Origin of the sequence: Pseudarthrobacter sp. NIBRBAC000502770, assembly GCF_006517815.1 — a bacterium.
GTDB lineage: Bacteria > Actinomycetota > Actinomycetes > Actinomycetales > Micrococcaceae > Arthrobacter > Arthrobacter niigatensis.
On record NZ_CP041198.1, the window covers coordinates 1,187,169 to 1,208,607 of the forward strand.

Annotated in this window: 23 protein-coding genes, 6 tRNA genes, 1 pseudogene and 1 riboswitch; of the genes and pseudogenes, 20 read left to right on the top strand and 10 right to left on the bottom strand. The window is 67.2% G+C overall.

The features are described 5' to 3' along the window. Positions 1 to 8 precede the first annotated feature (8 nt). The gene (locus NIBR502770_RS05705; RefSeq protein WP_141181300.1) at positions 9 to 461 is read right to left on the bottom strand and encodes a SufE family protein; all 453 of its coding nucleotides are present in this window, start codon (positions 459 to 461) and stop codon (positions 9 to 11) included. Between the two features lie 27 nt (positions 462 to 488). Then, complete coding sequence (locus NIBR502770_RS05710) at positions 489 to 1,415, bottom strand: sulfurtransferase (RefSeq protein ID WP_141181301.1); 927 nt, start codon at positions 1,413 to 1,415, stop codon at positions 489 to 491. Between the two features lie 215 nt (positions 1,416 to 1,630). Here NIBR502770_RS05710 and zapE point away from each other — a divergent pair, with 215 nt between their 5' ends. Continuing rightward, the gene (zapE, locus tag NIBR502770_RS05715; protein WP_141181302.1) at positions 1,631 to 2,668 is read left to right on the top strand and encodes a cell division protein ZapE; all 1,038 of its coding nucleotides are present in this window, start codon (positions 1,631 to 1,633) and stop codon (positions 2,666 to 2,668) included. Here zapE and NIBR502770_RS05720 read toward each other — a convergent pair. From NIBR502770_RS05720 to NIBR502770_RS05750, 7 genes are all read right to left on the bottom strand, one after another. Beyond that, complete coding sequence (locus NIBR502770_RS05720; RefSeq protein ID WP_141181303.1) at positions 2,665 to 3,897, bottom strand: benzoate/H(+) symporter BenE family transporter; 1,233 nt, start codon at positions 3,895 to 3,897, stop codon at positions 2,665 to 2,667. The genes zapE and NIBR502770_RS05720 overlap by 4 nt on opposite strands. A 142-nt stretch (positions 3,898 to 4,039) precedes the next feature. Continuing rightward, complete coding sequence (locus NIBR502770_RS05725) at positions 4,040 to 4,303, bottom strand: antitoxin (RefSeq protein ID WP_141160756.1); 264 nt, start codon at positions 4,301 to 4,303, stop codon at positions 4,040 to 4,042. A 147-nt stretch (positions 4,304 to 4,450) separates the two neighbouring features. Next, positions 4,451 to 4,522, bottom strand: a tRNA-Val gene (locus tag NIBR502770_RS05730). 33 nt (positions 4,523 to 4,555) lie between these two features. After that, positions 4,556 to 4,628 (bottom strand) — tRNA-Gly (locus NIBR502770_RS05735). 58 nt (positions 4,629 to 4,686) lie between these two features. Further along, positions 4,687 to 4,758, bottom strand: a tRNA-Val gene (locus NIBR502770_RS05740). A 37-nt stretch (positions 4,759 to 4,795) separates the two neighbouring features. After that, positions 4,796 to 4,866 (bottom strand) — tRNA-Cys (locus tag NIBR502770_RS05745). Positions 4,867 to 4,913: 47 nt separating this feature from the next. Continuing rightward, positions 4,914 to 4,986: transfer RNA gene (locus tag NIBR502770_RS05750), tRNA-Gly, on the bottom strand. A gap of 307 nt (positions 4,987 to 5,293) precedes the next feature. Here NIBR502770_RS05750 and NIBR502770_RS05755 point away from each other — a divergent pair. The 14 genes and pseudogenes from NIBR502770_RS05755 (at position 5,294) to hisF (ending at position 16,606) form a co-directional block, all read left to right on the top strand. Then, positions 5,294 to 5,365: transfer RNA gene (locus NIBR502770_RS05755), tRNA-Val, on the top strand. Positions 5,366 to 5,470: 105 nt separating this feature from the next. Further along, positions 5,471 to 6,325 (top strand): cytochrome, encoded by an 855-nt coding sequence (locus NIBR502770_RS05760; RefSeq protein ID WP_141181304.1) that lies wholly within the window; start codon positions 5,471 to 5,473, stop codon positions 6,323 to 6,325. A 79-nt stretch (positions 6,326 to 6,404) separates the two neighbouring features. Further along, positions 6,405 to 7,007 carry a peptide deformylase gene (gene def / locus NIBR502770_RS05765; RefSeq protein ID WP_141160754.1) on the top strand — a complete coding sequence of 201 codons (603 nt, stop codon included), beginning with the start codon at positions 6,405 to 6,407 and terminating at the stop codon, positions 7,005 to 7,007. Next, on the top strand, positions 7,004 to 7,924 hold the full coding sequence (fmt, locus tag NIBR502770_RS05770) for a methionyl-tRNA formyltransferase (RefSeq protein WP_141160753.1): 921 nt from the start codon (positions 7,004 to 7,006) through the stop codon (positions 7,922 to 7,924). The genes def and fmt overlap by 4 nt, the downstream gene beginning before the upstream one ends. Then, positions 7,921 to 9,537 (top strand): RsmB/NOP family class I SAM-dependent RNA methyltransferase, encoded by a 1,617-nt coding sequence (locus tag NIBR502770_RS05775; RefSeq protein ID WP_141181305.1) that lies wholly within the window; start codon positions 7,921 to 7,923, stop codon positions 9,535 to 9,537. The genes fmt and NIBR502770_RS05775 overlap by 4 nt, the downstream gene beginning before the upstream one ends. An 80-nt stretch (positions 9,538 to 9,617) precedes the next feature. Then, positions 9,618 to 10,295: a ribulose-phosphate 3-epimerase gene (rpe, locus tag NIBR502770_RS05780; protein ID WP_141160751.1), complete on the top strand. Its 678-nt coding sequence runs from the start codon at positions 9,618 to 9,620 to the stop codon at positions 10,293 to 10,295. Positions 10,296 to 10,334: 39 nt separating this feature from the next. After that, positions 10,335 to 10,483: riboswitch (FMN riboswitch) on the top strand. Between the two features lie 170 nt (positions 10,484 to 10,653). Next, positions 10,654 to 11,792, top strand: a pseudogene (gene ribD, locus NIBR502770_RS05785) (bifunctional diaminohydroxyphosphoribosylaminopyrimidine deaminase/5-amino-6-(5-phosphoribosylamino)uracil reductase RibD). Beyond that, positions 11,792 to 12,454: a riboflavin synthase gene (locus tag NIBR502770_RS05790; protein WP_141181306.1), complete on the top strand. Its 663-nt coding sequence runs from the start codon at positions 11,792 to 11,794 to the stop codon at positions 12,452 to 12,454. Before ribD ends, NIBR502770_RS05790 begins: the two are co-directional and overlap by 1 nt. After that, a complete protein-coding gene (gene ribB, locus NIBR502770_RS05795) occupies positions 12,451 to 13,224 on the top strand; it encodes a 3,4-dihydroxy-2-butanone-4-phosphate synthase (RefSeq protein WP_141181307.1) in 774 nt (257 codons plus the stop codon). The genes NIBR502770_RS05790 and ribB overlap by 4 nt, the downstream gene beginning before the upstream one ends. Continuing rightward, positions 13,221 to 13,955, top strand: a complete 735-nt coding sequence (gene ribA / locus NIBR502770_RS05800; RefSeq protein ID WP_141181308.1) for a GTP cyclohydrolase II — start codon at positions 13,221 to 13,223, stop codon at positions 13,953 to 13,955. Before ribB ends, ribA begins: the two co-directional genes overlap by 4 nt. A 33-nt stretch (positions 13,956 to 13,988) precedes the next feature. Further along, on the top strand, positions 13,989 to 14,477 hold the full coding sequence (gene ribH, locus NIBR502770_RS05805) for a 6,7-dimethyl-8-ribityllumazine synthase (protein ID WP_018770776.1): 489 nt from the start codon (positions 13,989 to 13,991) through the stop codon (positions 14,475 to 14,477). A 104-nt stretch (positions 14,478 to 14,581) separates the two neighbouring features. Further along, positions 14,582 to 14,845, top strand: coding sequence for a phosphoribosyl-ATP diphosphatase (locus NIBR502770_RS05810; RefSeq protein ID WP_009358176.1), 264 nt, complete (start codon positions 14,582 to 14,584; stop codon positions 14,843 to 14,845). An 81-nt stretch (positions 14,846 to 14,926) separates the two neighbouring features. After that, positions 14,927 to 15,787, top strand: coding sequence for an ATP phosphoribosyltransferase (hisG, locus tag NIBR502770_RS05815; RefSeq protein WP_141160746.1), 861 nt, complete (start codon positions 14,927 to 14,929; stop codon positions 15,785 to 15,787). Positions 15,788 to 15,829: 42 nt separating this feature from the next. Further along, positions 15,830 to 16,606 (top strand): imidazole glycerol phosphate synthase subunit HisF, encoded by a 777-nt coding sequence (hisF, locus tag NIBR502770_RS05820; protein WP_141181309.1) that lies wholly within the window; start codon positions 15,830 to 15,832, stop codon positions 16,604 to 16,606. Positions 16,607 to 16,666: 60 nt separating this feature from the next. Here hisF and NIBR502770_RS05825 read toward each other — a convergent pair whose 3' ends face one another. Next, positions 16,667 to 17,311, bottom strand: coding sequence for a TIGR03085 family metal-binding protein (locus tag NIBR502770_RS05825; RefSeq protein WP_141160744.1), 645 nt, complete (start codon positions 17,309 to 17,311; stop codon positions 16,667 to 16,669). A gap of 112 nt (positions 17,312 to 17,423) precedes the next feature. Between NIBR502770_RS05825 and hisI the strand changes: the two genes are divergently transcribed. From hisI to trpC, 5 genes are all read left to right on the top strand, one after another. Next, the gene (gene hisI, locus NIBR502770_RS05830; protein ID WP_141181310.1) at positions 17,424 to 17,864 is read left to right on the top strand and encodes a phosphoribosyl-AMP cyclohydrolase; all 441 of its coding nucleotides are present in this window, start codon (positions 17,424 to 17,426) and stop codon (positions 17,862 to 17,864) included. A 113-nt stretch (positions 17,865 to 17,977) separates the two neighbouring features. Beyond that, the gene (locus NIBR502770_RS05835; RefSeq protein ID WP_141181311.1) at positions 17,978 to 19,540 is read left to right on the top strand and encodes an anthranilate synthase component I; all 1,563 of its coding nucleotides are present in this window, start codon (positions 17,978 to 17,980) and stop codon (positions 19,538 to 19,540) included. Further along, positions 19,540 to 20,211 (top strand): Trp biosynthesis-associated membrane protein, encoded by a 672-nt coding sequence (locus NIBR502770_RS05840; protein WP_141181312.1) that lies wholly within the window; start codon positions 19,540 to 19,542, stop codon positions 20,209 to 20,211. Before NIBR502770_RS05835 ends, NIBR502770_RS05840 begins: the two co-directional genes overlap by 1 nt. 106 nt (positions 20,212 to 20,317) lie before the next feature. After that, entirely contained in the window at positions 20,318 to 20,605 is a 288-nt protein-coding gene (locus NIBR502770_RS05845) for an HGxxPAAW family protein (RefSeq protein ID WP_141160741.1), read from the top strand. After that, positions 20,605 to 21,426, top strand: a complete 822-nt coding sequence (gene trpC / locus NIBR502770_RS05850; protein WP_141181313.1) for an indole-3-glycerol phosphate synthase TrpC — start codon at positions 20,605 to 20,607, stop codon at positions 21,424 to 21,426. Before NIBR502770_RS05845 ends, trpC begins: the two co-directional genes overlap by 1 nt. The last annotated feature ends 13 nt before the right edge of the window (positions 21,427 to 21,439 follow it).

A 21,439-nucleotide genomic window follows, 5' to 3' on the forward strand; every position in this document is an offset into this window, starting at 1 on the left:
CAGCGTAGTCAGGCCCGGCTGCTGGATGCTGCGGCGACCTTGCGCTTGATCCGGCCCAGCATGGCCGTCATTCCCCGCATGCGCAGGGGGGTAATGGCGCGGGTGAGGCCCAGCAGTTCCGGCATGTCGTCGGGCACGGACAGGATCTCCGCCGCCGTCAGGCCATCCAGCCCCTCGTGCAGCACACCGGCAAAACCACGGGTGGTGGGTGCCTCGGGCGGCGCCTTGAAGAACAGGCGGACCGCGCCGTCGTCGTTGGTTCCCGTCTCAATGGTGAGGAACAGCGGCGACTGGCACTCCACAACCTGCTCAAGGAGCTCAGGGTGGTCTTTCAGCCGGTCCGGAAGTTCCGGAAGTCCCTCCGAGAACTCCAGCAGCAGCTGCAGCCTCTCGGGTTCGGACACGGACTGGAAGTCATCCACGATTGCCGCCAGGGCGGAAGGCAAAGCTTGAGTAGTCATCGTTCCAAGTCTACGCGGGGGGCGTGGTCAGGCTCCGACGGCGACCGGAACGGAACCCCGCTCGGCGCCCTTCACGATCGGCACACGGACGGCGTTCCCCCACTCGGTCCACGATCCGTCATAGTTGCGGACGGTCTCGAAGCCCAGGAGGTACTTCAGGGCGAACCAGGTGTGGCTGGACCTCTCGCCGATGCGGCAGTAGGCCACCACGTCGTCGCCCTCGGCCAGGCCGGCCTCGCCCAGGTAGATGGCGGCCAGCTCTTCCCGGCTGCGGAAGGTGCCATCCCCGGCGGCCGCGCGGGCCCAGGGGATGGACGCTGCCGTCGGGATGTGGCCGCCACGCAGGGCGCCCTCCTCCGGGTAGGCCGGCATGTGGGTGCGCTGTCCGGTGTATTCCTCGGGGGAGCGGACATCGATCAGCGGGCCGTTGCCCAGGTGTGCCAGGACGTCGTCCTTGAAGGCGCGGATCGGGGCGTCGTTGCGCTCCACCACGGGGTAGTTTCCGGGAGCCGGAGCAGGCCGGTCCTTGGTCAGTTCGCGGCCTTCGGCAACCCACTTGTCGCGGCCGCCGTCCAGCAGCCTGACGTCCTGGTGGCCGAACAGGGTGAAGACCCAGAGGGCGTAGGCGGCCCACCAGTTGGACTTGTCGCCGTAGATCACCACGGTGCTGTCGCGGGAAATACCTTTCGACGCCGCGAGTTCGGCGAAGGCCGCGCCGTCCACATAGTCCCGGGAAACTTCGTCGTTCAGGTCCGTGTGCCAGTCGATCTTCACCGCGCCTGGAATGTGGCCGGTTTCGTACAGGAGAACGTCTTCGTCGGATTCGACCACGATGAGGTCGCCGTTGGCCACTGCGCCGCTGCTGATGGCGGCCGCGAGCCAGTCGGTGGAAACGAGCCGCTCCGGGTGGGCGTAGGCTGCGAACTTCTCATTCTGTTCAACCGGGTATGGCATGGCTTGGCCTTTCAGTAAGAGCACGGGAAACCGTGGAACATGCATTGGAACCTGTTCCCACCCTAGCCAGCGCCTGAAGGGTTGTCCGTATTCCGTTAATAGGGCGAAATGTTGCCTTCGTCACGCCCAGGGGCGACTGGGCGGCGTTCCAACCGGGTACGGCCCGCATTGCCGGTATCCTTTCTGGGGACCAACCACCAGCAGAACGGACCACCTTGGTACAGATCGAACAGCTTGCCGCCCGCACTCCGGCAGTTTCGGTGGATGAACTCCTCAAGGGCTTCTACCCGTCGCCCCGGTTCGGAAAGGTTTCCTTTTCCAGCTACCGCCCGGACCCCAAGCAGCCCAGCCAGGCCGCCGCCGTGCGTGCCCTTGAGGGATTTGCCGACGGCGTGGGGTCAGGTAACGGGGGCGGCCTGTTCAAGAAGCTGTTCGGCAAGAAGGACGAATCCAGGGCGGGAATCTACCTGGACGGCGGTTTTGGTGTGGGCAAGACCCACCTGCTGGCGTCCCTCTGGCACGCATCACCGGGACCCAAGGCCTTCGGTACATTCGTCGAGTACACCAACCTGGTGGGTGCCCTCTCCTTCCGCAAAACCGTCGATGCCCTGAGCAGCTACCAGCTGGTGTGCATCGACGAATTCGAACTGGACGATCCGGGCGACACCGTCCTGATGTCCCGGCTCATGCGTGAACTGGCAGACGCCGGCGTCAAGCTTGCCGCCACGTCCAACACGCTGCCCGGTTCCCTGGGCGACGGCCGCTTCGCCGCCGTGGACTTCCAGCGTGAGATCCAGGTCCTGGCGGACCAGTTCGACGTCATCCGCATCGACGGCGAGGACTTCCGGCACCGCGGCCTCCCTGCCGCACCGGCACCGTTGAAGAACAGCGAACTCAATGCGCACATGAAGGCGGAGTTCGACGGGAAGACGGTGGCCCAGGACGAGTTCTCCACCCTCATCCACCACCTGGCCGGCGTCCACCCCAGCCGCTACCGCCAACTGGTCGACGGCATCGACGGCGTGGTGTGGCGCAACGTGGAGACCATCACGGAGCAGGCCGTGGCACTGCGGTTCGTTGTCCTTGCCGACCGGCTCTACGACAAGGACGTGCCCATCCTGGCCAGCGGCGTCCCCTTCGATCAGCTGTTCACGGAGGAAATGATGGCCGGCGGGTACATGAAGAAGTACTTCCGCGCCGTGTCCCGCCTGACCGCCCTGGCCCGCGAAGGCCAGAACCACGAGCCTTCCTAGGCGGACTTCCTGCCGGCCCGGCCACCAGGCCGGGGTTGCAGCACCAGCCGGACCACCAGGCCCGCCAGGAGCGCCCAAAAGGCCGATCCGATCCCGCCGAATACCAGGCCGGAGGCGGCCATCAGGAACGTGACGGCGGGGGCAATCCGGTCCTCGGCGTCCGCCAGCGCCGCCGAGGCGGCCGAGGCCAGGGTTCCCAGCAGTGCCAGCCCGGCAACGGCTTCAAGCATCCCGGCCGGTGCCTTGCTGACCAGCGATACCAGGGCCGCCGAGAAGGCTGCCAGCACCAGGTACGCCGCGCCGGACGTGAAGCCCGCGATCCATCTGCGGCTGCGGTCCGCGCCCGCTTCCTCCCCGGCCGCAAGGGCGGCGCTGAGTGCGGCGAGATTGATGGCGTGGCCGCCGAAGGGTGCACCGGCGAGGGTCCCTGCCCCGGTAACGACCATGGCCGGCCGCCACGGTGTTTCGTAGCCAAAGGACCTGAGGACGGCCACCCCTGGAATGTTTTGGGAGGCCATGGTCACCACGAACAGCGGTACTGCGATTCCGGCCATGGCCTGCACGCTGAATGTGGGCATGGTCCACGCCAGGGCCGGGACCAAAGTGGCAGGTGCAACGGGCGTTCCTGCCGACGCCAGCGACACTCCGATGACGCCCAATGCCACCAGTAGGGCGGCGGGCACCGCCCACCGCGGGGCGAACTTCATCATCAGCAGCCAGCACAGGATCACCGGTGCCACGAAGAGGGGCACCGAACCAAGGGCCTTAAACGGTGCCAGGCAGAGCTGAAGCAGGACACCGGCCAGCATGGCCTGGGCCAGGGATGGCGGGATGCGGGCCATCAGCCTGCCGAGCGCAGGCACCAGGCCGGTCAGCGCCAGCAGCAGCCCCGCCCCAAGGAAGCCTCCGACGGCGGCCGGCCACCCGCCGTCGGGCACTCCCGATGCAGCAAGCAGCGCTGCGCCCGGTGTGGACCAGGCCAGGGTTACCGGGACCCGGGAACGCCACGAGAGGAAGAGTACGCCGAGGCCAACAGTGAGCGTCACCGCCAGCAGGCCGGACGCCGCCTGGGCGGGATTGGCACCCACCGCCGTGAGGCCGGCCAGGACAACAGCGAACGATGAGGTGAATCCGACCAATGCGGTGACGATCCCGGCGATGACCGGCCTGGAATCGGTCCGGACCAGTCCGGGACCGGCGGATGTTGCGGGTGCGGGGGACTTGGGCATACCGGCAGGGTACCGGCGCAGGTTTCCCAACCGGCAATCGGGAGCTCCGGAAGAAGCCGTTAAGCGCCAAAGGTGCGGGTGCCGCCTCCCGGCGGGACCCGCACCTCCTTGACGTGCCGGGCAAGAGCCCTGGCCGAATCCTTTACGGAGCCCTGTCTACCGGCGGAACCGGATTACCAGGAGCTGCCGGGGGAACCTGCTCGGTGGCAGGTGCGTGCCCCGGGGTGCCGTTCTGGTCAACAAGCTTGGAAGCGCCATCCTGGATCTTGTCGACGTGGCCTGCGTACTTGCCGCCGGTCTTGGTGTCGACGAAATCGCCGGCCTTGGTGATGCCGTCCTTGATAGCCTGCTCGTTGCCGCGGATGAGACCCTGAGCCTTGCCCTTTAGATCGTCAATCAAACCCACGGACACCTCCCTTCTATCGCGGAGCCAGGTCGCTCCTCGCGCATTCGATCCTAGCCGGGCGCGGGAGGCGTGCCAAGGGAATCCCGTTCGCCTGCAGCGGATACCCGGAAACGAAAAAAGCAGCTCCGGAGAGCTGCTGTTCGTGTGTGGGCGATACTGGGATCGAACCAGTGACCTCTTCCGTGTCAGGGAAGCGCGCTACCGCTGCGCCAATCGCCCCGAAACCGGAAGACCGGCTGTGGGATGTAAGAGAGCGGACGACGAGATTCGAACTCGCGACATCCACCTTGGCAAGGTGGTGCTCTACCAGCTGAGCTACGTCCGCATTTGTGCAGGTTGTTCCGGAGGATCCGGTGGTACTGCCGGCAAGTTGCCTTGCCGAGTGGGCGATACTGGGATCGAACCAGTGACCTCTTCCGTGTCAGGGAAGCGCGCTACCGCTGCGCCAATCGCCCATTGCATCCGGAACTCCGGAAACCCTGGTTTTCACCGAGGTGGGTACGGGATTCGAACCCGTGTATACGGCTTTGCAGGCCGCTGCCTCGCCTCTCGGCCAACCCACCGTGCTGGCGCCGATTCCTAAGAATGTTTGCCGTGACAGTGTCCTGCGAGCGGACGACGAGATTCGAACTCGCGACATCCACCTTGGCAAGGTGGTGCTCTACCAGCTGAGCTACGTCCGCATTTTGGAGGCTTGATTCCTTGCCGTTTCCAGCATTTCCTCGCGTTCCAACGAGTAAAAACAATATAGGAGGTTCCGGGAAACTCCAAATCGGAGGGAGTCGCGCAACTGCGAACCGCCGTCCTTCCCAGCGTCCACGCGGATTTTGTCGAGTTACAGGCGTGTAATTTCCGACGGCGGCGGTTGGCTTCCCGGGTCAAGGGATTGGAAGGTGCCGCGTTCGGCAGGCCGGGGGAAGGAGCGCTCCGGGCTGCGGCATCACCGATTTTTGAATTGGGGCGGACGTGGGCTAGCATTCAAATGCATCGGGGCGATTGGCGCAGTGGTAGCGCGCTTCGTTCACACCGAAGAGGTCACTGGTTCGAACCCAGTATCGCCCACCGCAGAGGTCCGTTTCCGCTCATCAGCAGCGGAAACGGACCTTTTTTGTGTGCGGCTCCGGACCCCCGGAGCTTTTGTCGGCCCCCTGTGAAAGAGTCTTTTGTATGACTGATCCGCTTCTCGCCCACGCCACCGAATACGGCCGGATGTACGCACGGTCAACGTCTGAGCAGTTCTCGGTGCCTTCCATCACCACGGTAATCAGCCAGCAGCCGCATGGGCTCGACGGCTGGTTCGGCTACATGGGCGCCAGCAGCCTGGCCAACGATCCGCTGCTGTCCGACTGCCTGGGGAGCCCTGCCAAGATCAAGCAGGCCATCAACCGTGCAGCCAAAGCCGCCGAATCCTACCGGGATGACGCCGCACGCCGCGGAGACCGTGTCCACAACTACTGCGAACAGGTGGCACTAAGGGCACTGGGCCGCCCCCATGCCATGAAGGAAGCCCGCGAGGCGCTGGCCGCCAACGGTGAGGAAGCCTTCGCTGTTCGGTTCGACGAGTGGTGGGAGCTCTTCCGCGTGGAGCCCATCGCTCCGGAAATCACGGTCTGGAACGACTCAGTGGGATACGCCGGCACACTTGACCTCGTGGCCAGGATCAACGGGCGCATCTGCCTGATCGACTACAAGACCAAGGGAACAACGCGGGACGGGCAGGTCAAGCCGCTGGATGACAAAGTGGTCATGCAGCTGGTGGCCGGCATGAAGGCGGAAGAGAGCCTCGTGGACCCGGAAGCGGGGACCTGGGAACCCTGGAAGTACGGCGAGGACCCGGTCCTGCTGGCCGTGGCCATCGGCGAGACGGAAGTCCGCCCGGTCCGCGCCAACCCGGAAGTCCTTAAGCACCACTGGTGGAAGTTCTGCGCCCTGCGCCGCGTCTGGGAGCTCTCCGCAGACACCCTCAGCGCCGGCACCGCGCTGTTGCCCATCGCGCCTCCACCCCTGGCCCGCACCGCCTAACGGAACGGTGCACGTGGAGAGACTGCACCTAAACTGGACAGGTTCCCTTTTTGCCGCCAACCGTGAGGACACACAGCGCATGGCTATTCTGAATATCCGCATCATCGGCGATCCTGTGCTGCGCACAGTCGCCGATCCCGTGACGGAATTCGGACCCGACCTTGCCAAACTGGTCGCCGACATGACCGAAACCATGGAGGACGTCGAAGGCGCCGGCCTCGCCGCTCCCCAGATCGGCGTCAGCAAGCGCATCTTCACGTACCGGATCGACGGCGTCGAGGGCCACATCATCAATCCTGTCCTGGAAAACAGCGAGGACTACCAGCCGGACCATGTGGAGGGCTGCCTCTCCATCCCGGGCCTCGGCTTCCCGGTGCGCCGTTTCCGCGCCACCCGCGTCACCGGTGTTGACATGCACGGCAACCCGGTCGCCATTGACGGTGAAGGGATGCTGGCGCGCTGCTTCCAGCACGAAAACGACCACCTGGACGGCATCCTCTACACCGACCGCCTCGAGGGCGAGGACAGGAAGGCGGCGCTCAGGTCCATCCGCAACGCCAATTACGACGCCGTCGCCGGACGCACCACAGCCAAACGCGCCAGGAGTGTCGGGTCAAGCTTCGGCGGCGCCAGCTTTGGTGGAACCAGCACCCCCGGCTCCAGCTTCGGCGCAGCCGGGTGAGGGTCCTCTTCGCGGGGACACCCGCCGTCGCAGTCCCATCCCTGGACGCGCTGGTCAACGCCGGCTTCAACGTCGTTGCCGTCCTGACCCGGCCCGACGCGCCGCTGGGCCGCAAGCGCGTGCTGACGCCGTCGCCCGTTGCCCAGCGGGCTGCGGAACTGGGCATCGAGGTCATCCGTGCGGCGCGCGTCGACGCCGATGCCATAGCCGGCATTTCCGCCGTGCAGCCGGACGTCGCGGCCATCGTCGCCTATGGCGGACTGGTTCCCCCTGATGCCCTGGGCATCCCGCGGCACGGCTGGGTCAACCTGCACTTTTCCCTGCTGCCGGCCTGGCGCGGAGCGGCGCCGGTCCAGCGATCCATCATGGCCGGAGACGACGTCACCGGCGCCGTGACGTTCCAGCTGGAGGAAGGCCTGGACACCGGTCCCGTCTTCGGCACCCTGACCGAGGCCGTCAAGCCCCAGGACACCGCCGGTGAACTCCTGGAACGGCTGTCCCACAGCGGCGCGGTCCTGCTGGCCCAAACCCTGTCCGCCATCGACGCCGGAAAAGCAGCGCCGCAGGCACAGGCCGGCGATGTGTCGCTCGCGCCGAAATTGACGTTGGAGGACGGCCACCTGAACTGGGCGCATCCGGCCCTGGCCATCAGCAGGCAGGCGCGCGGCGTCACCCCCGAGCCCGGTGCCTGGACCCTGCTCAACGGGCAGCGGGTCAAGCTCGAGCCGGTCCGGCTGCGGCCGGATGTTTCCGGGCTGGCCCCGGGAGCCGTGGAACTAAACGGCAAAGCCGTGCTGGTGGGAACAGGGTCGCACGCGGTGGAACTGACGCGTATCCAGCCTGCCGGGAAAAAGATGATGGCCGCCCCCGACTGGGCGCGCGGTTTGGCTTCACTGGAGAGCGTGGTGTTCGAATGACCGGGTCAGGAGGCAATACAGGCGGACGGGGCAGCGGCGGGAAAGGCGGGCAGGGCGGCAGCGGCGGACCTCCCGGCGGCGGCCGTGGCAACGGCGGTCCCCGGGACGCCAGCCGGCGGAACGCCAAGGGCCGCGAACGCAACCGCGGGCCGCAGCGGAGCTTCACCGGGCAGGCTCCGTCCCAGCGCACCAGGCGCGCGGATCCCGCCCGCCTCGTGGCCTTCGAGGTGCTCCGCGCCGTCGCGGCGGAAGACGCCTACGCCAACCTCGTGCTGCCGGCCCGGATCCGGCACCACCACCTGGACAAGCGGGACGCCGGGTTCGCCACCGAACTGAGCTATGGCGCACTCCGCAACCAAGGCACCTATGACGCCATCCTGGCACGGTGCGTGGACCGTCCCCTGGCCCAGCTGGACCCGGCCATCCTTGATGCGCTCCGCATCGGTGCCCACCAACTGCTTGCCATGCGGGTCCCGGCCCACGCTGCCCTGGACCAGACCGTGGGGCTCGCCCGCGCGGTGATCGGCGCCGGACCGTCAACACTGATCAACGCCGTCCTGCGCAAGGTCGCCGCCCGGAGCCTCGAGGAGTGGCTGGACCTGTTGGTGGAAGGCGAAACCGACGCTACGAAGGTAGCAGCGGTGAAGTACGCGCACCCCGAGTGGATCGTGCGCGCCATGCGCCAGTCCCTCGTGGCCCACGGCCGGTCCGCGGCGGAGATCGACGAGCTGTTGGAAGCTGACAACGCCGCCCCGGTGGTCAACCTCGTTGCGCTGCCCGGCCTGGGCAGCCTGGACGAAGCACTGGAAAGTGGCGCCGCTCCCGGGGAGCTTGTTGAAGGCTCAGCGCTTTCCAGTGGCGGCGACCTTGGCCGGCTGGCTTCCGTCCGCGCCGGCACCACCCGTGTACAGGATGTCGGTTCCCAGTTGGTGGCCAGGGCCCTGGCCGCGGTGGATCTTGGCGGGCCGGCGGACGGAAGCGCGGCCGTCAGCGCTCCAGCGGTGGACGGCGACGCTGAAGCGTGGCTCGATCTTTGTGCCGGTCCCGGCGGGAAGGCGGCGCTCCTGGGTGCGCTGGCGCACCAGCGGGGCGCCACCCTGCTGGCGAACGAACCGGCGCCGCACCGGGCCAAGCTGGTCAGCCAGGCATTGTCCGCCGTGCCGCATGGCAGCTGGCAAGTCCGCACCGGCGACGGCCGTGAAGTGGGCGGTGAGCAGCCGGAGCGTTATGACCGTGTCCTGGCTGACGTTCCCTGTACCGGCCTGGGCGCGCTCCGCCGCAGACCCGAGTCCCGGTGGCGTCGCTCGCCCAAGGACATCGCGGACCTCGGGCCATTGCAGCGCGAACTGCTGGCCTCGGCCCTGGCCGCCGTCCGGCCAGGGGGAGTGGTGGCCTACGTGACCTGTTCACCGCATCCGGCGGAGACAACAGCGGTGGTATCAGACGTCCTGCGCAAGCGCACCGACCTTGAACTCCTTGACGCCGGAGCCGCCCTGGACGCGGTCAGTCTGACCGGGTCCCTTGGTGCCGGCCACGAGCTGACTGCCCAGCTCTGGCCCCACATCCATCACACCGACGCGATGTTCCTTGCCCTGATCAGGAAGAAAGCCTGACCATCAGGAACGGCGCGACACCCAGCAGCCACGGCGTGATCCATGCCGTGGGACCAGAACAACCAGCGAAAGGCATTTCCGTGACGCAGTGCTGCATCAACCCGAGCATCCTCTCCGCCGACTTCGTCAACCTTGAGGCTGAACTGCAGCGGATCAGCAATGCCGATGCCGTGCACGTCGATGTCATGGACAACCACTTCGTTCCCAACCTGACCATCGGGTTGCCCGTGGTGCAGCGGATCCAGGCCGTCAGCCCCGTACCGCTCGATGCGCACCTGATGATCGCGGACGCGGACCGCTGGGCGCCTGGTTTCGCGGACGCCGGCCTGGCCTCCGTGACGTTCCACGCGGAAGCATCCGTTGCGCCCATCAAGCTGGCGCGGGAACTGCGCAGCAGGGGAGCCAAAGCAGGGATGGCCCTGCGCCCCGCGACGGCAGTGGAACCGTACCTGGACATGCTGGCGGAACTGGACATGCTGCTCATCATGACCGTGGAACCGGGCTTCGGCGGCCAGGCGTTCCTGGACATCACCCTGCCCAAGATCCGCAGGGCCCGGGCGGCCGTGGAGGGTTCCGGACTGGGGGTTGCGATCCAGGTGGATGGCGGCATTACCGAAGAGACCATTGCCCGCGCCGCCGAAGCCGGGGCGAACGTCTTTGTGGCCGGTTCCGCTGTGTATGGCGCCGAGGATCCGTCCGCTGCGATCGACCTGCTGCGAGCCAAGGGCAGCCGGACATTACGTGCCGCGACGGAATAACCGGGAGGCCATCCGGGTTGTGGCACAATAACAACACACATACGTGCTCCGGGGTCGGTGTAAGTCCGAACCGGCGGTGACAGTCCGCGACCCGCGAGCCGGTGTCCTCCCAGGAGGATTCCGGCAGACGGTTGAACCGGTGGAATTCCGGTACCGACAGTTAAAGTCTGGATGAGAGAAGCACGTACAGCTGTATCTGCGCAGCCTTTGGGCTCCGCAGCGTTCTGCTGTCGTATCCCCGGAGCCATCGCGGTTCGACAGGGAAGGAACGACGCACAATGAACCCCCAGCGATGGCTCTTAAACGTCGCAAGTCCTGCCGCTTCCAAGGCAGGCAACTACTCCGCATCGGCAGCCGCATGACGGGCGCCGCGAAACTCCAGCCGGGCGCCGGCGCGGTCACAGCCTTCAGCGCCGCCGAAACGGGCGCCATGGAAGACGCCCTTAAAGCAGCACTGGAAGGCCCCCGCGGCGCGAATCCCCTCGTGGGGGCGGTCGTCGTCGGGCCTGACGGCCGGCAGCTGGTTTCCGGCCACCACCGCGGTGCCGGGACCGCACATGCCGAAGCCGACGCAATAGCCCAGGCCGCCGCCGTCGGACTGGATCTGTCCGGCTGCACCATGGTGGTCACGCTGGAACCCTGCAACCACGTGGGCCGCACGGGTCCCTGCACGGAAGCGATCATCGCCGCCGGGATCACGGACGTGGTATACGCCGTGGACGACCCCCATGACCCTGCTGCCGGGGGCGCGGCGACACTGCGTGCAGCAGGCATCCGGGTCCGCAGCGGACTGGGCGCCGATGAAGCCCTGGACCTGAACCGCCAGTGGTTCGAGGCAGTGGCTGCCAAGCGGCCCTTCGTCACCCTCCACATCGCGCAGACCCTTGACGCCCGCATCGCTGCCGAAGACGGCACCAGCCAGTGGATCTCCAGCCCGGAGTCCCTGGCGGACAACCACGGGATCCGCGGCCGCATCGATGCCATCCTGGTGGGCACCCAGACCGTGATGGTGGACAACCCGCGGCTGACCGCCCGGGATGCCGCCGGCAACCCGGCATCCAAACAACCCGTTCGTGCGGTCATGGGCCTGCGTGCCATCCCGGAGGACGCCGCCATCCATGGGGACGACGGCCTGGCCGTCCACCTTCCCACCCGTGATCCGCACGAAGCCCTGTCAACGCTGTATTCGTCCGGCATCCGGCACGTCATGGTGGAGGGGGGTCCAGCATCCTGAGCTCCTTCCTGGCGGCCGGCCTGGTGGATGAACTCATCGTGTACCTGGCGCCCACACTGCTGGGATCCGGCACCCCTGCACTGAACGGGCTGGGCATCACCAGCCTTCCCGACGCCCAGCAATGGGAATGGGATGCGTCCGACGGCGGCGCGGTACGGACGCTGGGCCGGGACCTCAGGCTCCACCTCAGACCGCAACGGCATGTTGCACTTGACCACCCACCAACCCGCGCAGCCGCGGAGCCAGCCCAGGGAGGCTACTGATGTTTACCGGAATTATTGCCGAGCAGGGGCAGGTGCTGTCCGTCGAGCGGGACGGCAACACCAGCGCCACCGTCCGGCTGCATGCGCCCGCCTCCACCGAGGGCCTGGCACTTGGGGGCTCCATCGCCGTCAACGGTGTCTGCCTCACGGCAACAGCGATTGACGGCAAGGACTTCAGCGTCGACGTCATGGGGGAGACCCTGGTGCGGAGTACCATCGGCGAGCTCACCGCAGGCGACTCCGTCAACCTGGAGCGGTGCGTTCCCGCAGGCGGCCGCCTGGATGGCCACGTGGTGCAAGGCCACGTGGACGGCGTGGGTGTCCTGCTGGAACGGGAAGCCCAAGGCAACTGGGAGCGGCTGCGCTTCGGCGTTCCCGCCAACCTGGCCCGCTACATCGCCGAGAAAGGCTCCATCGCCATCGACGGCGTCTCCCTCACCGTGACGGCCGTCAGCCCGGCGGCGGAGCAGGAACCCTGGTTCGAAGTGGGCCTGATCCCCACCACCCTCGCCGAAACCGGCCTGGGCACCAAGACCACCGGCAGCCGCGTGAACCTCGAAGTGGACGTCCTGGCCAAATACACCGAACGGCTGCTTGCTTTCCGCGGCGCCGGCTCACCGGCAGGAAACGGCGAAGCCGCCCTGGCGGGAGGTGCACGGTGAACGCTGCAGTGCGCCTGGAACCCGCCGTCGCGAACGATCCCCAAACCAGCCAGCCGGTAACCGGTGGCTCCTCGGCGGTCGGCGCGTCATCCGGACCAGCCCGGGGACTGGACTCCATCGCGGACGCCGTGCGGGCCATGGCTGCCGGGCGCCCGGTGCTGGTGGTCGACAACGAGGACCGCGAAAACGAAGGCGACATCATCTTCGCCGCCCAGCACGCAACTCCGGCGCTGATGGGCTGGACCATCCGGTACAGCTCCGGAGTGATCTGCGTGCCGCTGACCGGGGACCGCGCCGACGCACTGGCCCTGCCTCCCATGACGGCTGTCAACGAGGACGCTAAAGGCACCGCCTACACCGTCTCCTGTGATGCGGCCATCGGTGTCAGCACGGGAATATCCGCCACGGACCGGGCCCTGACCGCAAGGATCCTGGCCGACCCGCAGGCCGGACCGGCGTCCGTGACCAGGCCGGGGCATATTTTCCCGCTCCGTGCCGTTGATGGTGGTGTGCGGGAACGCCAGGGCCACACAGAGGCCGCTGTGGACCTGTGCCGCCTTGCGGGCCTTGAGCCTGTCGGGGTGATCGCGGAAGTGGTGTACGACGACGGCGAAATGATGCGCCTGGACGGGCTCCGTTCGTTCGCAGCTGAACATGGGTGCCCCCTCATCTCCATCGAGGACCTGGTGGCGTATCTTGAAGCCGGGGCCGGGGGCGCCCCGGATGAGGATGCCCGGGTGGTCCCGGGTGGAGAAAAGGAGAAACGATGACGGCAGCGGCAGCCAGCGACGACAGCCAGCACAACGGTCACCGCAAGTCCCACGCGGTGTCCGGCGAGGCGCCCCATCCCGTCAGCGGAGGACCGGTAGTGCAACTGCCCACCGCCTTTGGCGACTTCGTGGCGCAGGCGTGGACCGACCTTGTGACCGGTGTGGAGCACCTGGCCGTCAGCTCGCCAAACGCTCCCACCGACGGAAAAGCTCCCTTGGTCCGGCTGCACTCCGAGTGCCTTACCGGCGATGTCTTTGGCTCCTACCGGTGCGACTGCGGGGAACAGCTCGCTTTCGCGCTGGAGCTGATCCGGGACAACGGCGGAACACTGCTCTACCTTCGCGGCCAGGAAGGCCGCGGCATCGGCCTTGCCAACAAGATCAAGGCCTACGCGCTGCAGGAAGCCGGCTTCGACACCGTGGAGGCCAACGAACAGCTGGGCCTTCCCGTTGATGCCCGCTGCTACAAGGCCGCGGCGCAGATCCTGGCCGAAATGGGCCTGCATGAAGTACGGCTGCTGAGCAACAACCCGGACAAGCAGAACAGGCTGGCCAAGGCCGGGGTGACGGTGGTGGAAATGGTTCCCACGGAGGTCCCCTCCCGTGAACAGAACATCCGGTACCTGCGCACCAAGAAGGACCGCATGGAACACCGGCTGCTGCTGGACTCCCAGGTGGCTCCCGTGCCCGTCCCGGCTTCCGAAACCCCCTACCACCACGAACAAGACTGACGTCTTCACGAACGAACGGAACACTGAAAACCCATGAGCGGACACGGCGCCCCCGACATCGACCTCAGCACCCTCAACCCGGCTGAAACCTCGCAGCTGAAGCTGGCCATCATTGCAGCCAGCTGGCACACGCAGATCATGGACGGCCTCCTGGACGGGGCACTCCGCGCCGCCAAGGACGCCGGGATCGCCGAGCCCACCGTGCTGCGGGTCCCCGGCAGCTTCGAACTTCCCGTTGCCGCCGCCCGCCTGGCACCGCACTTTGACGCCGTGGTTGCCCTCGGCGTCGTGATCCGCGGCGGCACGCCGCACTTCGACTACGTCTGCCAGGCCGCGACGTCGGGACTCACCGACGTCAGCGTCTCCACCGGCGTGCCGGTCGGCTTCGGCGTGCTCACCTGCGACAACGAACAGCAGGGCCTCGACCGCGCCGGGCTGCCCGGCTCCAAGGAAGACAAGGGCCACGAGGCCGTCACCGCGGCGCTGGCCACCGCCGTCGTCCTCAAGCAGTACCGCAGCTAAGCGGCACCGCGCTGCACGGGCGCGGTGTGTATTCCCTCACATCGCGCCCGTCATGCAACCGCCCGGGAAGCGCCGCTGCGTCCGCAGCAAGTAGGCTGGAGGGCGTGAAGAATTTCGAGACGCTGTTCGCTGAGCTCAGCGAGAAGGCAGCCACCCGCCCGGAAGGCTCCCGCACCGTCGCTGAATTGGAGTCCGGTGTTCACGGCATCGGCAAAAAAGTCGTTGAGGAAGCAGCCGAAGTATGGATGGCTGCCGAATATGAATCCGATGAAGCTGCGGCCGAGGAAATCTCCCAGCTGCTGTACCACCTGCAGGTCCTCATGCTCGCAAAAGGCCTGACCCTGGAAGACGTCTACAAGCATCTGTAGCCACCGGCCGGCGCTTTGCCGCCGGCCTCCTGTGGCCTGCATTGCCTGAAACCCAGACCTTCCACCCAGAAAGAATTTCCCATGCTGCGAGTAGCCGTCCCCAACAAGGGCTCCCTGTCCGAAGCCGCGTCCGCCATGCTCTCCGAAGCCGGGTACCGCCAGCGGCGCGACAGCCGCGAGCTGGTCATGGTGGACCCTGACAACGACATTGAGTTCTTCTTCCTCCGCCCCCGCGACATCGCGGTCTACGTAGGCCGCGGAACGCTCGACGTCGGCATCACCGGCCGCGACCTGCTGCTGGACGCCGAGGTGGAAGCCGAAGAGCTCCTGCCACTGGGATTCGCCGCGTCAACGTTCCGCTTCGCCGGCCCGGTGGGCGATTTCAGTTCCGCCGCCGAACTCGAAGGCAAGCGCCTGGCCACCAGCTACGACGGCCTGCTGCGCAACTACCTGGCCGAACGCGGCATCAACGCGAGGGTGGTCCGGCTCGACGGCGCCGTTGAATCCTCCGTACGCCTCGGCGTCGCGGACGCAATCGCTGACGTCGTGGAAACCGGCAACACCCTCAAGGCCGCCGGGATGGAAATCTTCGGCGAACCCATCCTCAAATCCGAAGCCGTCCTCATCCGGCGCACCGGTTCCGGCGGGGAAGCGAACGGCACGGCCAAGGAGATCGACGTCCTTATCCGCCGGCTCCAGGGCGTCCTGGTGGCGCGCCAGTACGTGCTGATGGACTACGACATCCGGAAGGAGCTCGTAGAGAAGGCCGCCAGCCTGACCCCGGGCCTTGAATCGCCCACCGTCTCCCCCCTGCGCGACTCCGACTGGGTGGCGGTCCGGTCCATGGTTCCCAAGAAGGAAACCAACCGGATCATGGACGAACTGTACGACCTGGGCGCCCGCGCCATCCTGGTCAGCAGCATCCACGCCTGCCGCATCTGAGCATCGGCGACCCCCAGCAGCACTGAATATCCAGGAGTTCCCATGGCAGTAGCAGTCCGCGTCATTCCCTGCCTCGACGTCGACGCCGGGCGCGTCGTCAAGGGCGTTAACTTCGAGGGCCTCCGCGATGCCGGCGACCCCGTGGAGCTCGCCCACCGCTACGACAACGCCGGCGCCGATGAACTGACCTTCCTCGATGTCACGGCCTCCTCAGGCAACCGCGAGACCACGTTCGACGTCGTCCGGCGCACCGCCGAGGAAGTCTTCATTCCGCTCACCGTTGGCGGCGGCGTCCGCGGCGTGGCAGAGGTGGACAAGCTCCTGCGCTACGGCGCGGACAAGGCCTCCATCAACACCGCCGCCGTGGCCCGGCCCGGCGTCATCGACGAAATCACCCGGCACTTCGGTTCCCAGGTGCTGGTCCTTTCCGTTGACGCCCGCCGCACCCGGCCGGGGTCCCAGCCCACGCCGTCGGGGTTTGAAGTGACCACCCATGGCGGCCGCACCGGTACCGGGATCGACGCCATTGAGTGGGCCAGGGAAGCGGCCGACCGCGGGGTGGGGGAGATCCTGTTGAACTCCATCGACGCGGACGGCACCAAGGACGGCTTCGATCTCGAACTCATCAAGCTGGTCCGCGCCGCGGTCAGGGTTCCGATCATCGCGTCCGGCGGAGCGGGGGAGCCGGCGCACTTTCCGCCCGCCGTCGCGGCCGGTGCGGACGCGGTCCTGGCCGCCTCGATCTTCCACTGGGGACCGGACAACATGATGTCCCAGGTCAAGGACGCGATCCGCGAAGCAGGCTTCGAAGTCAGGTAGTCCCCACCCGCTCCCTCACCCCGCTTCGGCCAGGGACCCCTGCGGGCGTTGGGCCCGCCTTTAGAGTCCTACTTCGGCTGACTGGAGGAGGGCGACGGCGTCGGGCTGGCCTTCGAAGGTGACCAGGGCGTGGCGGGTGCGGCCATGGGCGTGCATGAGCAATTCACCCGGCTCACCGACGATTGCCACCGAAACAGGTGCCCGCTTTGCGACGTGGCGGGGGCCGGACGGACGGACCAGGACAATGCCCAGGTCCACGCCGCGGTAGAGGATGGCGGCACGCTTGACCAGTTCGTCCCACAACGCATCCGAGTAGGCCTCGTCCAGGGCCCTGGGCGCCCACCGGTCCACGGCGCGCCGGACGTCCTCCGTATGGACGAAGTATTCAATCAGGTTGGCGCTCTCATCCAGCGCAGGGATGCTCATCGGAGAGAGGGCAGGCGGCCCGGCGCGGAAGGTGTTCACCAGCCGGGCGTAGTCCTCGTTGGTGGTGAGCTTGGCGGCCAGCTTCGCGGTGGCCTGGTCCGAGGCCTTTGCCAGGCGCTTGATGATCAAACCGAGCCCGACGGCGGCCTTCCGCTCGCGCAGGTAAAGGTGCGCGGCAAGGTCCCTGGTGCGCCAGCCCTTGCACAGCGTGGGCGCATCAGGGCCGGCCGCAAGCAGGGTTTCGGCAAGGACTTCTCGGGACGGTTCGACGAAATGCATCACTTGTGAAACTAGCACGAGTGGTGTGGAGATGGGCAGCACTGCGGCGGCCGGTGGCGTGCCGTTGTTCACATCAGGAGAAGGCTCCGGCGGAGGCACTAGACTTGAGGCGATGTCTGAGCAGCCAACCCCCGTCCAAACCGCAGGATCCGCCGCGTCCCACGTGCCGGCGTCGTCCGTCGGATCCTCACCGGCGAGCCCGCTTCCCAAGGAGGTGGCCGCCGCCCTCAAGCGCGATGGCGCGGGCCTGGTGGCCGCCGTGGTGCAGCAGTATGACACGAACGAAGTGCTCATGCTCGGCTGGATGGACGACGAAGCCCTGCACCGCACCATGACCACCGGCCGCGTGACGTTCTACTCCCGCTCCCGCCAGGAGTACTGGCGCAAGGGGGACACCTCGGGACACGTCCAGTGGGTGAAGTCCGTAGCCATGGACTGCGACGGCGACGCCCTCCTGGTGCGCGTCGACCAAGTGGGTGCCGCCTGCCACACCGGGACCCGGACCTGCTTCGACGGCAGGGACCTTGACGCCGTCGCGGGCCAGGCAGGCTAGGCCGAACACATGGCCCGGGCCGGCCGGCAGCCGGCTGCGGGCATCCCATGCAAAGCACATCCAAGGAACCGGCGCTGCCGGGCCTTTCGAAGAACAGGCGGACAAGCACAGCCATGCAGGACCTCGGAACCATCAGCCCCAGCCTTGAGGAGTTCCGCGAACTCGCCGGCCACAGCCGCGTCATTCCCGTCCGGCTCAAGGTGCTCGCCGACGCCGAAACCCCCATCGGCCTTTACCGGAAGCTGGCCCAGGGGCAGCCCGGCACCTTCCTGATGGAATCGGCCGCCGTGGGCGGAGCCTGGTCGCGCTATTCCTTCATCGGTGCCCGGTCGCGGGCCACGCTGACCACCAAGGACGGCCAGGCGCACTGGCTGGGCGAGCCGCCCGCCGGGGTACCGGTCAGCGGCAGCCCGGTGGACGCCATCCGCGACACCATCGAGGCCCTGCGCACGGACCGGTTCGAGGGGCTCCCGCCCTTCACGTCCGGCCTGGTGGGCTTCCTCGGCTGGGAAACTGTCCGCCACTGGGAGCGGCTGGTCAGTCCGCCGGAGGACGATCTGCACCTGCCCGAGATGGCCCTGAACCTGGTCACGGACATGGCGGTGCACGACAACGTTGACGGCACGGTCCTGCTGATTGCCAACGCCATCAACTTCGACAACAGCTCCGAGCGCGTCGATGAGGCCTGGCATGACGCCGTCGCCCGGGTCAAGGAACTCCTGGCCAGGATCAGCGCGCCCGTGGTGCAGCCGGTCTCCGTGCTGGCACCGGCAGCCCTGGACTTTGCGTCCAGCGTCCAGGAACGCTGGGACGAAGCCGAGTACCTGGCAGCCCTGGACCGCGGCAAGGAAGCCATTGTTGACGGCGAGGTCTTCCAGGTGGTGATCTCGCGTCGCTTCGAGATGGAGTGCAAGGCATCTGCCCTGGACGTCTACCGCGTGCTCCGTAACACCAACCCCAGCCCGTACATGTACATCTTCAGCCTTGAAGACGCCGAGGACCGCGAATACTCCATCGTCGGGTCCTCCCCGGAGGCACTGGTAACGGTCACCGGCGAGGAAGTCATCACCCACCCCATCGCCGGTTCCCGCCCCCGCGGCAAGACCGTCGAAGCGGACAAGGCACTGGCCGAGGAATTGCTGGCCGACCAAAAGGAACGCGCCGAGCACCTCATGCTGGTGGACCTGTCCCGCAATGACCTCTCCAAGGTCTGCGTTGCCGGCACCGTCGATGTCACCCAGTTCATGGAGGTGGAGCGCTTCAGCCACATCATGCACCTGGTATCCACCGTGGTGGGGCAACTCGCCCCGCAGGCCAAAGCCTATGACGTCCTTAAGGCCACTTTCCCGGCCGGCACGCTCTCCGGGGCCCCCAAGCCCAGGGCGCTGCGCCTCCTCGATGAACTGGAACCGCACCGCCGCGGCATCTACGGCGGCGTGGTGGGCTACCTCGACTTCGCCGGCGACATGGACATGGCCATTGCCATCAGGTCCGCGCTGCTCCGCGAGGGGCGCGCCTACGTCCAGGCCGGGGGCGGCATCGTGGCAGACTCGGTGAACCCCACCGAGGCCATGGAAACCGTCAACAAGGCCGCCGCCCCGCTGCGTGCGGTCCACACCGCCGGATCCCTGCACAACATTTCGGCGGAATCCCTCCCCGGCGGGACCGATTCCTGATGACGGGTTCCGGAGCAACGGTTGACCCCGCAGGCAACGCCGGCACACCAGGCGGTGCCGGCAAACCCGGGACGCGCCGCGCCACGCCCGCGTGGGCACGCAAGTCCACGCTGGTGCTGCTGATCACGGTCCTCGCGCTGGCAGCCTTCGGCAGCACCACGCAAACCTGGATGACAGCCACCCTTGACCCCAACCAGGTAGGGCAGGCCGGCGCCGCGCAAAGTGTCATCCAGGTGCAGGGCAGCAAGGCCGCCACCACCGTTACGGCCCTGGCGCTGGTGGCCCTGGCCGGCGGACTTGCCGCTGCCATTGCCGGCAGGATCGCCCGGTGGGTCATCACCGCCATCATCGTCCTGGCCTCCGCCGGCGTTGTTACCGCCGCGGCGATCGTCCTGGCGGACCCGCTCGCGGCCGCGCAGGGCACCATCGCAGGCGCCACCGGGATCTCCGGCAGCCAGGCGCACGTTGAGCTCACCCCCTTCCCGGCACTCGCCGTCGTCGCCGGCTGCCTGCTGGCGCTGGCAGCCCTGCTGATCCTGCCGGCGTCCCGCCACTGGAAGACACGGACGAAATATGACGCACCCGGCGCCGCCGGGACCGCTGCAGCGGCCGGGCCGGTGGATGAGATCGACAGCTGGGACCGGCTTTCCCGCGGCGAGGACCCGACCTAAGGCCTTCGGCCGCCACCGCCGGGCAAGGGCCTCCAGCCCTGCGGTACGCGGGCGGCGGCCAAAAAATGGCAGAATGTAAGCAGTATCCACCCTGAGGAGATTTTCCATGAGCAAAGCACCTGCGTCCGTTTCCAAGTCCGGCACCCGCCAGGTCGCCCCGGGCGCCATTGACCACAGCCAGGAACTCGGCCACGGCAACAGCCCGGCCGCATGGACCTGCGTTATCGTCATGCTCGTCGGCGCGCTCATCGCAGCCATCGCCTTCGTCATCGCCAGCACCCCCATCTTCATCGGCGGCGCCGTTGTCATGGTGATCGGCCTGATCCTCGGTTACGTCATGCGCAAAGCCGGCTACGGCGTTGAGGGCAGCAAGCTGAAGAACTCCGGCCACTGATGGCCACTGTTCTCGATGACATCAACGCCGGTGTCAGGGAGGATATGGACGCCAGGAAGCGCCTTGTTACCCTGGCCGAGCTGAAGGACCTGGCCCAGGCCGCGGCACCCGCCCGCGACGCCTGGGCAGCCCTCGGCGGGACGTCCCCAACGCGGGAACAGCTGAAAGTCATCGCCGAAATCAAGCGCCGCAGTCCCTCCAAAGGCGATCTCGCCAGCATCGGGGATCCGGCGTCGCTCGCCAGGCAGTACGCCGACGGCGGTGCCTCCGTCATCAGTGTCCTCACCGAGCAGCGCCGCTTCAACGGGTCCCTGGCCGACCTTGATGCCGTGCGCGCCGCAGTTGACATCCCGCTGCTGCGCAAGGACTTCACGCTCGACGAGTACCAGGTCTGGGAGGCCCGCGCCCACGGCGCCGACCTCATCCTGCTCATCGTGGCGGCCCTGTCGGACGCCCAGCTCTCCGAGTTCAGCGCCCTCAGCCGGGAGCTCGGCATGAACGTCCTGGTGGAGACGCACACCGAGGAGGAAATCGACCGGGCCGTGGCGGCCAACGCCCGGATCATCGGCGTCAACGTACGCAACCTGAAGACGCTCGACGTCGACCGTTCCGTGTTTGCCTCACTCGCGGGAATGATCCCCGCAGAGGCCGTGGTGGTGGCCGAGTCAGGCGTCCGGGACGCTGACGACGTCACGCATTACGCCGCCAGCGGTGCCAACGCCATACTGGTGGGCGAGGCCCTGGTGAGCCACGCGACCCCCCGGGAGCGGATCGCCGAATTCACTGCCGCGGGTGCCGCCGCGATCGCTGCCCGCGCCTGAGGCACACAGCATT